Annotated in this window: 15 protein-coding genes and 1 pseudogene; 9 read left to right on the forward strand and 7 right to left on the reverse strand. The window is 57.7% G+C overall.

Going from position 1 to position 14582, the window contains the following annotated elements:
• Nucleotides 1-24: 24 nt before the first annotated feature.
• Together ftnA and yecR are read right to left on the reverse strand one after the other, a co-directional pair.
• Nucleotides 25-522, reverse strand: a complete 498-nt coding sequence (gene ftnA / locus AB8W27_RS07890; RefSeq protein WP_007769735.1) for a non-heme ferritin — start codon at nucleotides 520-522, stop codon at nucleotides 25-27.
• A gap of 267 nt (nucleotides 523-789) precedes the next feature.
• Nucleotides 790-1137: a YecR family lipoprotein gene (gene yecR / locus AB8W27_RS07895; RefSeq protein ID WP_007699116.1), complete on the reverse strand. Its 348-nt coding sequence runs from the start codon at nucleotides 1135-1137 to the stop codon at nucleotides 790-792.
• A gap of 285 nt (nucleotides 1138-1422) precedes the next feature.
• On the opposite strand from yecR, the gene AB8W27_RS07900 reads away from it, so the two are divergent.
• Together AB8W27_RS07900 and AB8W27_RS07905 are read left to right on the forward strand one after the other, a co-directional pair.
• Entirely contained in the window at nucleotides 1423-2679 is a 1257-nt protein-coding gene (locus tag AB8W27_RS07900; protein ID WP_041923693.1) for a methyl-accepting chemotaxis protein, read from the forward strand.
• Between the two features lie 137 nt (nucleotides 2680-2816).
• The gene (locus AB8W27_RS07905; protein WP_041923692.1) at nucleotides 2817-3455 is read left to right on the forward strand and encodes an RpiB/LacA/LacB family sugar-phosphate isomerase; all 639 of its coding nucleotides are present in this window, start codon (nucleotides 2817-2819) and stop codon (nucleotides 3453-3455) included.
• 40 nt (nucleotides 3456-3495) lie between these two features.
• Here AB8W27_RS07905 and AB8W27_RS07910 read toward each other — a convergent pair whose 3' ends face one another.
• Nucleotides 3496-4917: an MFS transporter gene (locus tag AB8W27_RS07910; protein WP_015741663.1), complete on the reverse strand. Its 1422-nt coding sequence runs from the start codon at nucleotides 4915-4917 to the stop codon at nucleotides 3496-3498.
• A gap of 206 nt (nucleotides 4918-5123) precedes the next feature.
• On the opposite strand from AB8W27_RS07910, the gene azuC reads away from it, so the two are divergent.
• Nucleotides 5124-5207: a stress response protein AzuC gene (gene azuC, locus AB8W27_RS07915; RefSeq protein WP_004136622.1), complete on the forward strand. Its 84-nt coding sequence runs from the start codon at nucleotides 5124-5126 to the stop codon at nucleotides 5205-5207.
• 188 nt (nucleotides 5208-5395) lie between these two features.
• The gene (locus AB8W27_RS07920) at nucleotides 5396-5644 is read left to right on the forward strand and encodes a DUF2766 family protein (RefSeq protein WP_007769747.1); all 249 of its coding nucleotides are present in this window, start codon (nucleotides 5396-5398) and stop codon (nucleotides 5642-5644) included.
• Nucleotides 5645-5670: 26 nt separating this feature from the next.
• Here the strand turns inward: AB8W27_RS07920 and AB8W27_RS07925 are convergent, their stop codons facing one another.
• From AB8W27_RS07925 to AB8W27_RS07940, 4 genes and pseudogenes are all read right to left on the reverse strand, one after another.
• Complete coding sequence (locus AB8W27_RS07925) at nucleotides 5671-6273, reverse strand: LysE family translocator (protein ID WP_041923691.1); 603 nt, start codon at nucleotides 6271-6273, stop codon at nucleotides 5671-5673.
• Between the two features lie 37 nt (nucleotides 6274-6310).
• Nucleotides 6311-7153 carry an AraC family transcriptional regulator gene (locus AB8W27_RS07930; RefSeq protein WP_015741661.1) on the reverse strand — a complete coding sequence of 281 codons (843 nt, stop codon included), beginning with the start codon at nucleotides 7151-7153 and terminating at the stop codon, nucleotides 6311-6313.
• A 100-nt stretch (nucleotides 7154-7253) separates the two neighbouring features.
• The gene (locus AB8W27_RS07935) at nucleotides 7254-8597 is read right to left on the reverse strand and encodes an anaerobic C4-dicarboxylate transporter (protein WP_041923690.1); all 1344 of its coding nucleotides are present in this window, start codon (nucleotides 8595-8597) and stop codon (nucleotides 7254-7256) included.
• Between the two features lie 202 nt (nucleotides 8598-8799).
• Nucleotides 8800-9301: pseudogene (locus tag AB8W27_RS07940) on the reverse strand (non-heme ferritin-like protein).
• A gap of 279 nt (nucleotides 9302-9580) precedes the next feature.
• On the opposite strand from AB8W27_RS07940, the gene AB8W27_RS07945 reads away from it, so the two are divergent.
• The 5 genes from AB8W27_RS07945 to araH all read left to right on the forward strand — a co-directional run bounded on the left by AB8W27_RS07945 (nucleotide 9581) and on the right by araH (nucleotide 14550).
• Nucleotides 9581-10138, forward strand: a complete 558-nt coding sequence (locus AB8W27_RS07945; protein ID WP_015741658.1) for a DJ-1/PfpI family protein — start codon at nucleotides 9581-9583, stop codon at nucleotides 10136-10138.
• A 55-nt stretch (nucleotides 10139-10193) separates the two neighbouring features.
• A complete protein-coding gene (locus AB8W27_RS07950; RefSeq protein WP_015741657.1) occupies nucleotides 10194-10700 on the forward strand; it encodes a cupin domain-containing protein in 507 nt (168 codons plus the stop codon).
• Between the two features lie 288 nt (nucleotides 10701-10988).
• Nucleotides 10989-11978 carry an arabinose ABC transporter substrate-binding protein AraF gene (gene araF / locus AB8W27_RS07955; protein WP_041923689.1) on the forward strand — a complete coding sequence of 330 codons (990 nt, stop codon included), beginning with the start codon at nucleotides 10989-10991 and terminating at the stop codon, nucleotides 11976-11978.
• A 63-nt stretch (nucleotides 11979-12041) separates the two neighbouring features.
• Entirely contained in the window at nucleotides 12042-13556 is a 1515-nt protein-coding gene (araG, locus tag AB8W27_RS07960) for an L-arabinose ABC transporter ATP-binding protein AraG (protein WP_041923688.1), read from the forward strand.
• A 13-nt stretch (nucleotides 13557-13569) separates the two neighbouring features.
• Nucleotides 13570-14550 carry an arabinose ABC transporter permease AraH gene (gene araH, locus AB8W27_RS07965; RefSeq protein ID WP_007769772.1) on the forward strand — a complete coding sequence of 327 codons (981 nt, stop codon included), beginning with the start codon at nucleotides 13570-13572 and terminating at the stop codon, nucleotides 14548-14550.
• Nucleotides 14551-14582: the final 32 nt, after the last annotated feature.

Genomic DNA, 14582 nt, shown 5'->3' on the forward strand with positions numbered 1-14582 from the left:
ACGGGCGCCATTACCGGGGCAATATCAGGCCTGAGTGTCGAGCGTCGCCAGTTCTTTATCGATGAAATAAAGCCCTTCGCCGCTTTTACCCGCGAGGCTCAGTTTATCCAGCACGGATTTAAAGAGTTTTTCTTCTTCATGCTGTTCCGCAACATACCATTGCAGGAAATTAAACGTCGGGTAATCCTGAGTGGTCATGGCCACATGCGCCAGTGCATTAATCTGACGGGTGATCAGTTGCTCATGCTCATAAGTCGCCTGGAACAGCGCATCGAGAGAGGCGTAGTCGGCAAACGGCGACGGCACGGCGTTGATGCGCGGGAAACTCCCGGTATCTGTCAGGTAGTTAAAGAGACGCTGCATATGCGTCATCTCTTCCTGCGCGTGACGGCTTAAAAACGCCGCCGCCCCTTCAAAACTGTGATAGCTGCACCAGGCGCTCATCTGTTGATAAAGCAGAGAAGAATAGAGTTCAAGATTCATTTGCTCATTGAGTTTTTCAATCATATCCGGCTTCAGCATATTTCTCTCCGCAATAAGGGGGGTAATTATCGCTGCACTATAATTTGTTATTAAACTGTTTGCAAAAGATAAAATAAAAATGCGCGGCGTTAATAATGCAAATGGGAATTAAAGTCATTCATTAATTAAATGAGAATTATTATTGTGCGGGGAGGCGGAAATAAAAGCATCCTGGAATAAGACGATAAACCTGATCGCGACGGGGAAATACACGTATAAAAAGAGGGCGCACAGCCACCGCCGGGCGACGGCAGCTGTAAAGCCACTTTACCAGCCGCTAACCGCGCGGTTATTAATGGTAAAGCCGCGGCACTGATACTCCAGGACGATAGATTCCGTCATGCATTGGGTGCCTGTCACGACGGAGCAGGTTTTTACTGGCGCGCCATACGCTTCAGCAACCGCATAGCCCCAGTCCTGACACTGGCGATTCGCCATCGACTGCGCGACGTAGTTATCCACTTTCGCATGTTGCAGCGGTTGTTCGCTGATGCCGAGTCTCACGGTGCCGGTAACTTTACTGCCGCCGACGATTTCCGGCGTTTTGGTAATGGTGCAACCGCTCAGGGCGAGCAGCGCGGTAATGAAAATGACCTTGCGCATCGGTGTTCTCACAAAGTTTGCCTTCATAACATCATGCCATGGAAGCGCCATTCGCAATCGCCTGAAAAGCCCCCGGTTCACCCCGTTTCCCGCGCCTTTGGCCTTATGATAACGCAGGGTGATTTTAAATAATTACTTAACTTTATTGTTACATTACTTAAGTTTTAGGAGCGCAGGCCGACAACTACGATACGGTAAGTCTTTATCTGCGACGTAAAAAGAAGTGCAGAGAGGACCGGGACAGATACCGTCATGCTTCGCTCAGGGACGGCTTCTTAAACACCGGGAATCGACACTATGAACTTTATTCGCAACGTTAAAATCCGCGCGATGGTGGTATGGGTCTTGCTCTTATCCACCATCGCCTGGGTGGGGGTCTCCGGAGCGACGCTCTGGTTTCTACATCACCTGGAAAATAGTCTTAAACTGAACGCCGAGCAGGCTGGCTGGGTCGACACCGCCCAGCTCCTGTTAGTCCTCTCGGTAGTGGGCAGTATTACCCTCACCATTCTGATGGAGCGTTATCTCTACTTCTGCCTGGTGCGTCCCGTGGAGATCATCCGCGGCCATCTGAACGTGCTGGCGGACGGGAATCTGGAGGTGAAGCTTCAGGATCTCGGGCGCAACTGCGTCGGGCTGATGGTGCCATATATTCAGCGGATGCAGGATAACTGGGAGAAAACCGTTACTGCCATTCGCGTCAGTGCTGAAACGATTCGCAGCCACGCGGGGGATGTGTCGGGCGTCAATACAGAACTCTCTACGCGCTCGGAAGAACAGGCGGCGGCGCTTGAGCAGACCAGCTCCAGCATGCAGCAACTCAGCAGCACGGTAAAACTCAACGCGGAAAACGCGAGCCATGCCAGTAAGCTTTCCGGTAACGCCACACGCACCGCGCAGACGGGCGGGGAATCCGTGAAGCAGGTGATGGAAACCATGTCGCGCATCTCCAGCAGCTCCAGCAAAATCGTCGATATCACTAATGTGATTAACAGCATCGCGTTCCAGACCAACATTCTGGCCCTCAACGCCGCGGTGGAAGCCGCGCGCGCGGGTGAGCAGGGGCGCGGTTTTGCGGTGGTGGCGGGTGAAGTGCGCAATCTCGCGAGCCGCAGCGCGCAGGCGGCGAAAGAGATAGAAACGCTGCTTAACGAATCGGTCAGTAATGTTCAGACCGGCTCTGGTCAGGTGAAAAAGGCGGGCGAGGCGATGGATGAAATCCTGGCCGCCGTGCGTCAGGTCAACGACATTATGGCCGAGATTGCCAGCGCGTCCGGCGAGCAGAGCGACGGCATCAGCCAGGTGGGCATCGCGGTGAAAGAAATGGATGCCGTAACCCAGCAGAACGTCCAGCTGGTGCAGCAATCCGTGCTGGCCTCCGCCGATCTGGAGCGTCAGGCTGCACACCTGACCGAAGTGGTCGGGTTGTTCCGCCTGCGCGGTCAGACGGAGCGCGCGAAGCCTGCCGCTGCCGCGTCGCTTGTGCGTCCATCGCCAGCAGGCGTTAGCGCGCCGAAAGCGGTCGCCACGGAAACGAACTGGGAAACCTTCTGAAAAACCGGGCCTGAAAGAAAACTGTGAGCACCACTCTATTTTTTAAAACAATCTTTCATTTAATTTGAAAGTGCGTTTGGTGAATAGTATGGTGAATGCACAGTTTGCTATTCATAGCCTTTTCAGGAGACAACCCAATGAAAATTGCACTGATGATGGAAAACAGTCAGGCGGCCAAAAACGCGATCATCTATAAAGAGCTGAAAGCGGTGGCGGATGAAAAAGCCTTCCCGGTGTACAACGTCGGCATGAGCGATGAGAACGATCATCATCTGACCTACATTCACCTCGGGATTATGGCGAGCATCCTGCTGAATTCCAGAGCGGTGGATTTCGTGGTTACCGGCTGCGGCACCGGGCAGGGCGCGCTGATGTCCCTGAATATTCATCCGGGCGTGGTGTGCGGCTACTGCATCGATCCGGCGGACGCGTTCCTGTTCGCGCAGATCAACAACGGCAACGCGCTGGCGCTGCCGTTCGCGAAAGGCTTTGGCTGGGGCGCCGAACTCAACGTGCGCTTCATCTTTGAAAAAGCGTTCACCGGCCGCAACGGCGAGGGCTATCCGCCGGAGCGTAAAGAGCCGCAGGTGCGCAACGCGGGTATCCTGAATCAGGTGAAAGCCGCTGTGGTGAAAGAGAACTATCTTGATACCCTGCGCGCCATCGATCCTGAACTGGTAAAAACCGCCGTTTCCGGCGAGCGTTTCCAGCAGTGCTTCTTTGATAACTGCCAGGATAAAGCGATCGAAGGTTTCGTGCGTGAAATCCTTGGCTGATAAAGCCTGATGAAAAAGCCAGCCCGCGGGCTGGCTTTTTTTATGCCTGTTTGCCGGAGACGCTATGCCCGGCATGCGCGGCGAGGCGCAGCGTATCTATCATTCCCGCCAGGCTTATCAACGCAATTATCACAAATGCCAGCCGGAAGCTCACGCCCGGAATATCGCCAGTGAAAAAGGACGCGCTGACGACCTCGCCAAGGCGGATGCCGATGGCGCCGAGCGTCACCCCAAGCCCCACGGCGAGCTGCGTGGCAGTGCTGAACAACGTGTTGGCGTAACTCATCTCGCCGGAAGGCACGTCCGCAAACGCCAGCGTACTGATGCCGGTAAACTGAATCGAGCGAAAGACGCCGCCCAGAAAAAGGATCAGCAGAATAAGCCACACCGGCGTCTGGGGCGTCAGCAGCGCGCAGGCGAGCAGCGCCAGCACGTTCAGCAGACCGTTAATCAGCAGCAATTTTTTAAAGCCCAGCCAGCGGATGAGCGGCGTGGTAGCGGGCTTGATAGTCAGGTTGCCCGCAAAGACCGCCAACACCAGCAACCCCGAATGAAACGCGTCCATCCCGAAACCCACCTGAAACAGCAACGGCAATAAAAACGGCACGGCGCTAATAGAGGCGCGAAACAGCGACCCGCCATACATCGTGACGCGAAACGTCGGCACCGCCATGGCATCAAGGCGGATCATCGGGAACGGCGCGCGGCGAAAATGGCGCAGCGCGTAGATAAGCGCGCCGCAGCCCGCCAGCAACAGCGCGCCCGCGAACAGGCCGTTCGCGTCGCGCGCGGCCAGCATCTCCATGGCGCACACCAGCGCTACCATCGCCAGCGCGGTGGCGAGAAAACCGGGCGTATCGAACGGACGGCGGTCATTGTCGTGATGGTCAGGAATCAGGCGCCAGGCGAGCGCCATCGCGATAAGCCCGGCGGGCAGGTTAATAAAGAAGATCCAGCGCCAGTTCGCATAGCTGGTGATAAATCCGCCGAGCGGCGGCCCGATAATCGGCGCCACCAGGGCGGGCCACGTCAGCGTGGCGATGGCCGTAATCAGCTGGTGTTTGGGCGTCACGCGCAGCACCGCCAGGCGCCCGACCGGCACCATCAGCGCGCCGCCCGCGCCCTGCAATACGCGCATCAGCACGAACATCTCCAGCGAATTCGCCAGCCCGCACAGCACCGAGGCGCCGGTAAAAATTCCCAGCGCCAGCGTAAACACCTTACGCGCGCCGAAGCGATCGGCAATCCAGCCGCTTGCCGGTATCAATACCGCGAGCGTCAGCAGATAAGCGCTGATGCCGATATTAAGCGCGACGGCTTCGACGCCGAAGGTCTGCGCCATGGTCGGCAGGGCGGTGGCGATCACCGTTCCGTCGAGAAATTCCATAAAAAAGGCGCCCGCCACCAGCAGCGCGGCGGGAGAGACTCCGCCTGCGCCTGCTTTCGCCGTCTTCTGCCCCATGCCTGCTCCCTAAAATTTTTTTGTAAAATTCACCAAAAAGTACAGTGACTAAGCGCCGGAATTAACAGCATTTTATTAACATTGTGCTCATTTTCATTAACCATGAGACGTGATTTTAATCACAAAATGGTTGATTTTTGTGACGCAAGTCATATTATTGACCGGAAGCAACACGCTAACCAGAATGAATAAAACCGGAGCACGCCATGAAACTGCGTAAAATCCTCAAAAGCATGTTTGAAAACTACTGCAAAACCTTTAAAGACGTTCCGCCGGGCGGGATGTTCTGATAAAAAACCTGCCGCATGGCAGGTTTTTTTATGTCTGCGACTCCCGTTATACCCGCCTTCGCAACGTTCTGAAACCCTCGCTTTTCGTTTTCTGAAATCACGGTTCATTTTTACGCGTTTCGCGCGCCGGGTTCGCAATCGCCGGGCTTTGCCGCTACTATGTGCCGCTTCACGCTAAGGAGAACGCAATGTCACAATCCCTCACTGCCGAAGATGAACTGGTTTCCGACGTGGTCGCCTGCCAGTTGGTGATTAAACAGATCCTCGACGTTATCGACGTCATCGCGCCGGTGGAAGTGCGCGACAAAATGGCGAGCCAGCTGAAAAGCATCGATTTTTCCGGCCATCCTTCCGCCGATCCGGTGACGCTGCGCGCCATTCAGAAAGCGGTAGCGCTGATTGAACTGCGCTTTACCCCGCAGAGCGAAGCGCACTAAGCAAAACGGCCCCGTCGGGGCCGTTGTCAGTTAAAAAATCCCATCCAGGCGCAGGCGAACAGCCACAGCGCCATCAGCCGCTGAAAGCGCACCAGCGCTTTGTCGCTGCGAAACACCCGATGCACGCCGCTGCCAAGCCAGGCCCAGGCGGCGAGACACGCCAGCGAAATCACAAGAAAGCCCAGCGCCTGAAACCCGAGCGTAGTCAGCGCGCGGCCATTATGCGGCGCAAACACCGTGACGACCGCCATCGCCATCATCCAGGTTTTCGGGTTAATCAGCTGTAACGCCGCCGCCGCGCGGGCGCCGAACGGTTTTGTCGCCTCGCCCGAGAGCGCTACCGCGGGCGAGGTGAACAACTGCCAGCTCATCCAGCTCAGCCACAACGCGCCGGTGAGCGCCATCAGGCGCGCCAGCCACGGGGCGTGGCGCAGCACTTCGCCAGGCCCGACGCCGCACAGCAGCACAATGGCGCTGGAGGCGAAACAGGCGCCGAGCACCGCGGGCAGCGACGCGCGTGTACCGTAGCGCTGGCTGTTGGTGAGGATCAGAATATTGGTCGGCCCCGGCGTAATAGAGGCCACAAAGGCAAAGAATAAGAAAGGCAGTTGTTGTGTAAGCAGGCTCATGGCATCTCCCGTTGTCTGAGCCTCTATCTTCGGGCGCTTACCCGCTGACGTCTGGAAGATTTGTGCACAGCCTGCGGTAGTGTGCCGGGGAGAGCCGGTAGGCGCGCTGGAACCAGCGTCCAAGATGGCTTTGATCGGCGAAACCGAGCGCCGCCGCCACATCCACGGGCGTCATGCCGCGCGCGAGCAGTGATCTGGCGCGGGCGAGGCGCAACTGCACCAGCCAGGCGTGGGGCGCCATGCCAAACGCGTGTTTAAACGTGCGCGACAATGTAAAGCGATCGGTGCCGAGCGCCGCGGCCAGTTCCGCCAGCCCGATATTATCGCCAAGGTGCGCCCAGAGGTAGTCGCGGGCGCGCTGGGCCATCTGCGCGTCGCGGATGTCGCCCGGCAGCCGTTTGCGCCACTGACAGTGACGCGTCAGCTGACTTAACAGATTATCCATTACACCCTGCTGCACAATACGCATCTCATCGTGATGCAGCGCCGTAAACGTCGAGGCGATCGCCTGTACCAGCGCGGGCTCGCGGGCAATGGTCTTTGCAAAGTGCAGCTCGTAGCTATCCGGTACGGCGGCGTAAAGCCCGCCAAGCGTTTCTCGCAGCCAGCGTTCATCAAGATAAAAGGTGAGATAGGTAAAGCCGCCCGCGAGCGGCGCGTCGCCGTCGTGGGTTTCGCCCGGCTCCAGCAAAAACGCCGCTCCCGGCGTGCTCTGATGCCGCTCCCGGCGGCAGTGAAACTGCTGGGTGCCGGACTGCGTGATGCCCACCAGATAACTGTCGTGCCAGTGTGGATCGTAGGCGTGGCCTTCAAAATGGGCGCGAATGGTTTCGATGCCGGTATCAGCGTGCTGACGTAATTCTATCCAGTCTTTAGCCATAGCGTCTCCTGTGAAAGGAAACTCTAGCATAACGAGTCTTTAACAAAAGTCTGGAAGATTTGTGCAGGCGGCCCGCAGGCCGCACTGGTAAAAAACGTGGTCAGAAGAACAGTTGCACCAGCAGATAGCTGGCGGCGCAGGCGCAGCTTACGCCAATCAGGCCGGGCAGAATAAAGCTGTGGTTTAAAATGAATTTGCCGATGCGCGTGGTGCCGGAGCGGTCAAAACCAATGCACGCCAGATCGCTTGGGTAGGTGGGCAGAACGAAATAGCCGTAAGACGCCGGGAAAAATGCCACCAGCATTTTGGGCTCAACGCCCAGCATCAGCCCCATCGGCGCGACAGCGGTGAGCGCCGCCGCCTGGCTGTTCACTAGTTTTGAGACCAGGAACAGTACAATCGCGTAGGTCCACGGATGGCTTTTCACCACGCCTTCCAGCACCAGCTTCAGCTCGTCGAGATGCGCCTGGAAAAAGGTGTCGCTCATCCACGCCACGCCAAACACCGAGAAAATCGCCACCATCCCGGCCTTGAACACCGCCCCGCTGGAAATGGACGCCGCGTTCACTTTGCAGACCACCAGCATCACGGCGCCCGCAATCAGCATCATCATCTGGATAACCAGGTTCATGGAGAGCGGGGCGATTTTGCCTTTCACCTCAAACGCCGGGCGCAGCGCAGGCAGCGCGCCGAGCAGCACCACCAGCGCTATCGCGGCGAAGAAAATCCAGGTTGACCACCAGGCATGTTTGTCAAAGCGCTGGTTCATCAGCGTTTCGCTGCCGCCATAAATGTATTCACGCTGTTTCGGATCGCGCAGGCGCGCCTGGAATGCCTCGTCGTCTTTTAAATCTTTACCGCGACGCAGGCTCCAGAGCGCGGCAATCAGTACGCCAAAGAGCGAGGCCGGTACGGAAACCGCGAGGATCTCCAGAATACTCCAGGCCTCCCCGACGCCATGCTGCGCGCCAAGAATCGACACCAGCGACACCACCGCCACCGACACCGGCGAGGCGGTGATCGCCATCTGCGAGGCGACGGACGCCACGGCCATCGGCCGCTCCGGGCGAATATTTTTCTTCAGCGCGATGTCCGCGATGATAGGGAACATGGTGTAGACCACATGCCCGGTGCCGCACAGAAAGGTCAGCGTCCAGGTGGTGAGCGGCGCCAGCAGCGTGATGTGCTGCGGGTGACGGCGCAGCAGCCGCTCGGCGAACTGCATCATCACATTCAGGCCGCCAGCGGTTTGCAGCGTGGCGGCGCAGCCAATCACCGCAAGGATGGTCAGCATCACATCCACCGGCGGCTTGCCAGGCTCCAGCCCAAAGATAAACGTTAAAAGAAACAGACCGATGCCGCTGATGAGGCCAAGCCCCATTCCGCCGAAACGGGTTCCCGCCAGCAAGCACAGAATAATGACGATAAATTCAAGGGTGATCATAAGGCTCCTGCCACGCAATGTTGGGTGAATCGCTTAAGCATTACAAATTGTGCGGTTAATCAACGGGAGCCAGATCGGATTTATAAAAACATAACAAAAACAATACATTGTTAACCTAGCGCTAACATTGCAGCGAAAGGCGAGGAAAAGGCAGGGGAGAAACGTAAGCGCCCTCGGGCGAGGGCGCGGGGCTGAGTGAAAATCAGTGGGTCTGTTCCATCATCTCCAGCAGGCGCTGGTCCGCCTTCTTCGGCGCATAGCCCGGCCTGACGCGCCAGGGTCAGTTCATGAAGGATGGTGGCGAGCAGCGCTTCATCCAGCCGCAACTCCTGTTCGAAGTCGCCAAGCATGGCGAGCATCGCGTCGTCATGCGCCGCCTGCGCTTCACTCATCAGACGCGCCAGCGCCGCATGGCGACCGCTCAGCTCATCCTGCATCTGGCGAAAAATCGCCTCAAGGCTTGAGCAGTCGGGTTTCATCGACTTAAGCGCGCCGACCACCGGGTTCGCGCCGGTTTGTTTAAGGTAATCGAACAGCCGCATCATCTGGGTGACGTTGTGCTGCGCCTGCTGTCTCAGCACCGTCGCGCTGCCGTTCAGGCTCTGCTGCGCGCACCAGTCGCTGTAATAAAGGCACAGGTTCGATGCATAAAATTCCTGATTCATTTGAGCATTCAGTTTCTGCACTACGCCGGGGGGAGCCATATAAATATCCTTATTGAGGAGATAAGGGGAACGGTCAATGACCGCGACGGGTGAGCGCGGGTCCGCCAGTTCCCGGCGGGTGGCCACTCGTCAGTCATAATTGAGAAGCGTGCATTATCGTTCCCTGATGTATTAAGCCTGGTATAACTGTGGCTATTTGCCACTCCAACCGTTTCTTTCTTAAAACGTGACGCAGCGCCGGAATACTTTTGAAACATTGTTTCATTATTAAACCCCCGGCGTGCCGGGCACGGTTTATTCACGTATAAGGAGCGAGAAATGAAAAGAGCGGCGGTGCTGCTGGCGCCAGGGTTTGAAGAAGGAGAAGCGATTGTCACTATCGATATATTACGGCGGCTGAACATTGAGGTCGACACGCTCGCCTGCGCCGATACGCGCGCTGTCGTAAGCTACCACGCCATTCCGCTGGTGGCCGATGCGCGTCTGGCGGAGCGTCTCGAAGACACCTATGACGCGCTGGTGCTGCCGGGCGGCCCGCAGGGCAGCGTAAATCTGGCGGCAGACCCGCAGGTTATCGCGTTTGTGGCGCGCCACGACGCCGCCGGAAAGCTCATCTGCCCCATCTGCTCCGCCGCCGCGCGCGTGCTCGGCGCGAATGGCCTCTTAAAAGGCCGCCGCTATGTCTGCTCGGGCGATCTGTGGCAGGACGTGCGCGATGGCGAGTATGTGGATGCGCCGGTCGTTGAGGATGGCAATCTCATCAGCGGCAAGGGGCTGGGGCGAGTATTTGATTTTGCGCTGACGGTGGCGTCACGTCTTACCGGCGATGAGCCCGCCGCGCGCGAACACGCCGACCATATCTATTACCCCTGGTAAAGCCGCGCGGCGCGGCGGGCTATACTTAACCTTTGTTCGCGATAAGGAGGAAAGTATGACGCAACCGTGTGAAACCCTTTATCTGCGCGAGCCCTGCGGCGGCGTGCCGAACAACGCGCTGCCGGTGCTGCTTTATCGCCAGGCGCTGCCCGCCGACGCGGACGATGCGGCGGTCTGGTTTGAGCAGCGCTTCGCGCAGCACCAGTGGCCGGCACGCTGGCGCTATCCGGTGTTTACTTATACCCACTTTCATACTAACACCCATGAGGTGCTCGGCATCTACGCCGGAGAGGCGCAGATCCAGTTGGGCGGCGAAGCGGGGCCAGTCGTCACCCTTCGCGCGGGCGATGCGGTGTTGATCCCGGCGGGTGTGGGTCATAAGCAAATTGACGCCAGCGCCGATTTCATGGCCGCAGGCGCCTACCCGGAAGGGCTATCGCCCGATAAATTCCTTGATGAGCCTGCGCAACTGGCGCAAACGCGCAAAAATGTGGCCCAGGTCGCGAAGCCGTCACGCGATCCGCTCTTTGGCACTGAAGGCGGTCTTGTCACACTCTGGTAGCCCTCAGGGATTCCCCGGCTGGGCTTATGGAGATATCTGCTAAACCCCTCTTTAATCATCATACATATCGGGTCAGATTTATGCCCGATATTGCTGTATTTATGTACGCAATCACTGTAATTCCATGATGTGATTTCGCTCTCCTATGGAGAATTAATTTCCCGCTAAAACTATCTCCAGCGTTCGCCGCTTCCGGGAGGGAACGGCTAATACGTTGTTTTCTGTCCGATTAACAGAACCTTTCAGGTTTTTACCCTGCATAAAAGAAAGCTAAAGCTGGAGATAACCATGCACAAATTTACTAAAGCGCTGGCGGCCATTGGGCTCGCTGCCGTTATGTCACAATCCGCTATCGCCGAGACCATGAAGCTCGGTTTTCTGGTGAAACAGCCTGAAGAACCGTGGTTCCAGACCGAATGGAAATTCGCGGATAAAGCCGGTAAGGACCTGGGTTTTGAGGTAATCAAAATTGCGGTGCCGGATGGCGAGAAAACCCTGAACGCCATCGACAGCCTCGCGGCGAGCGGCGCGAAAGGCTTTGTTATCTGTACGCCGGACCCGAAACTCGGCTCGGCGATTGTCGCCAAGGCGCGTGGCTACGATATGAAAGTCATCGCCGTGGATGACCAGTTTGTGACGGCCAAAGGCAAACCGATGGAAACCGTGCCGCTGGTAATGATGGCCGCGACCAAAATCGGCGAGCGCCAGGGGCAGGAACTCTATAAAGAGATGCAGAAACGCGGCTGGGATGTGAAAGAAACCGGCGTGATGGCGATTACCGCCGATGAACTCGACACCGCGCGCCGCCGCACCAGCGGCTCTATGGACGCGCTGAAAGCGGCAGGCTTCCCGGAAAAACAGATCTACAAAGTACCGACTAAATCCAACGATATCCCCGGCGCGTTTGACGCCGCCAACTCTATGCTCGTTCAGCATCCGGAAGTGAAACACTGGCTGGTGGTCGGCATGAACGACAACACCGTGCTGGGCGGCGTGCGCGCGACCGAAGGGCAGGGCTTTAAAGCGGCTGACGTTATCGGCATCGGCATCAACGGCGTGGATGCGGTGAGCGAGCTTTCCAAAGCGCAGGCGACCGGCTTCTATGGCTCGCTGCTGCCAAGCCCGGACGTTCACGGCTATAAATCCAGCGAAATGCTCTACAACTGGGTGACCAAAGGCGCCGAGCCGCCGACGTTCACCGAAGTCACCGATGTGGTGCTGATCACCCGCGACAACTTTAAAGAAGAACTGGCGAAAAAAGGTCTCGGCGGCAAGTAATGGGCGATTTATCGCGGTTCGGGCGCGCCTGCGCGCCCGCTTTTTGAGTGGCCCGGAGGTATCATGCAGACATCTTCACCCTATCTCTCGTTTCGCGGCATCGGGAAAACTTTTCCCGGTGTGAAGGCGCTTTCGGACATCAGCTTTGACTGCCACGCAGGCCAGGTTCATGCGCTGATGGGCGAAAACGGCGCCGGTAAATCGACGCTGTTAAAAATTCTCAGCGGCAACTACGCGCCGACCACTGGCACCATCGCCATCAAAGGCGAAGAAGTCACCTTTAGCGACACCACGGCGGCGCTCAACGCGGGCGTCGCCATCATCTACCAGGAGCTGCATCTGGTGCCGGAGATGAGCGTGGCGGAAAACATCTATCTGGGCCAGATCCCTCACAAGGCCGGGATAGTCAACCGCTCGCTGCTCAACTACGAGGCGAAGCTGCAACTGGAGCATCTGGGGCTCGATATCGACCCGCAGACCCCGCTGAAATATCTCTCCATCGGCCAGTGGCAGATGGTGGAAATCGCCAAAGCGCTGGCCCGCAACGCCAAAATCATCGCCTTCGACGAGCCGACCAGTTCGCTCTCGGCGCGTGAGATTGAACACCTGTTCCGCGTTATCCGCGAGCTGCGCAAAGAAGGGCGCGTCATTCTCTATGTGTCGCACCGCATGGAAGAGATCTTCGCCTTAAGCGACGCCATCACCGTCTTCAAGGATGGCCGCTACGTGCGTACCTTCAGCGATATGCAGCAGGTGAACAACGACAGCCTGGTGCAGGCGATGGTTGGGCGCGATCTGGGGGATATCTATGGCTGGCAGCCGCGCGACTATGGCCCGGAGCGGTTGCGTCTCGACGCGGTGAAAGCGCCGGGCGTACGCGCGCCGGTGAGCTTAAGCGTCAGGAGCGGCGAAATCGTCGGCCTGTTTGGGCTGGTGGGCGCCGGGCGCAGCGAGTTAATGAAAGGCATGTTTGGCGGCACGCGCATTACCAGCGGCCAGGTGCTGATCGACGGTAAACCTATCGCTATCCGCGCGCCGGGCGACGCCATTCGCGCGGGCATGATGCTCTGCCCCGAAGACCGTAAAGCCGACGGCATCATTCCGGTGCATTCGGTGCAGGACAACATCAACATCAGCGCGCGACGCAAACACATCAGCGCGGGCTGTCTTATCAACAATGGCTGGGAGCAGGAAAACGCCCGCCATCATATTCGCTCGCTGAATATTAAAACGCCTGGCGCTGAGCAGCTGATTATGAATCTCTCCGGCGGCAACCAGCAGAAGGCGATTCTGGGCCGCTGGCTGTCGGAAGAGATGAAAGTGATTTTGCTTGATGAGCCGACCCGCGGCATTGACGTCGGGGCGAAGCATGAAATCTACAACGTGATTTACGCGCTGGCGGCGCAGGGGGTGGCGGTGCTCTTCGCCTCCAGCGATCTGCCGGAAGTCCTCGGCGTGGCCGACCGCATTCTTGTGATGCGCGAAGGCGAAATCGCCGGTGAATTACTGCACGAGGAGGCCAGCGAATCAACGGCGCTCAGCCTCGCTATGCCTAAAACCAGCCAGGCTGTCGCTTAAGTAAGGAGAAATTATGTCATCACTAACTACATCCGGTGCGCCGAAGTCCTCATTCTCCGTGGGTCGCATCTGGGATCAGTACGGCATGCTGGTGGTCTTCGCCGTGCTGTTCCTTGCCTGCGCTATCTTCGTGCCGAATTTCGCCACCTTTATCAATATGAAAGGCCTGGGGCTGGCTATCTCGATGTCCGGGATGGTGGCCTGCGGCATGCTGTTCTGCCTCGCCTCCGGGGATTTCGACCTCTCCGTGGCGTCAGTAATCGCCTGCGCGGGCGTCACCACGGCGGTAGTCATCAACATGACTGAAAGCCTGTGGCTGGGCGTCGCGGCGGGCCTGCTGCTTGGGGTCGCGAGCGGCCTGGTCAACGGTTTTGTCATCGCGAAGCTTAAAATCAACGCGCTGATCACCACGCTTGCCACCATGCAGATTGTGCGCGGCCTCGCGTACATCATCTCTGACGGTAAAGCGGTCGGCATCGAAGACGAAAGCTTCTTTACCCTCGGCTATGCCAACTGGCTCGGGCTGCCGGCGCCTATCTGGCTGACGGTCGCCTGTCTTATCGTGTTCGGCTTCCTGCTGAATAAAACCACCTTCGGGCGTAATACGCTGGCGATTGGCGGCAACGAAGAGGCCGCGCGTCTGGCGGGCGTGCCGGTGGTGCGCACCAAAATCATTATCTTTGTGCTCTCGGGCCTGGTCTCCGCTGCGGCAGGCATTATTCTCGCCTCGCGTATGACCAGCGGCCAGCCGATGACCTCCATCGGTTATGAGCTGATCGTGATTTCGGCGTGCGTGCTGGGTGGCGTTTCTCTGAAAGGCGGCATAGGAAAAATCTCGTATGTGGTGGCGGGTATTCTTATCCTTGGCACCGTTGAAAACGCAATGAATTTACTGAATATCTCCCCGTTTGCGCAGTACGTGGTACGCGGGCTGATCCTGCTTGCGGCGGTGATTTTCGACCGTTACAAACAGAAAGCGAAACGCGTCGCATAATGCGTTTTGACCCGTCTTAAATCCTCGCAAAA

The sequence above is a fragment of the Cronobacter turicensis genome (genome assembly GCF_041222865.1).
Lineage (GTDB): Bacteria > Pseudomonadota > Gammaproteobacteria > Enterobacterales > Enterobacteriaceae > Cronobacter > Cronobacter turicensis.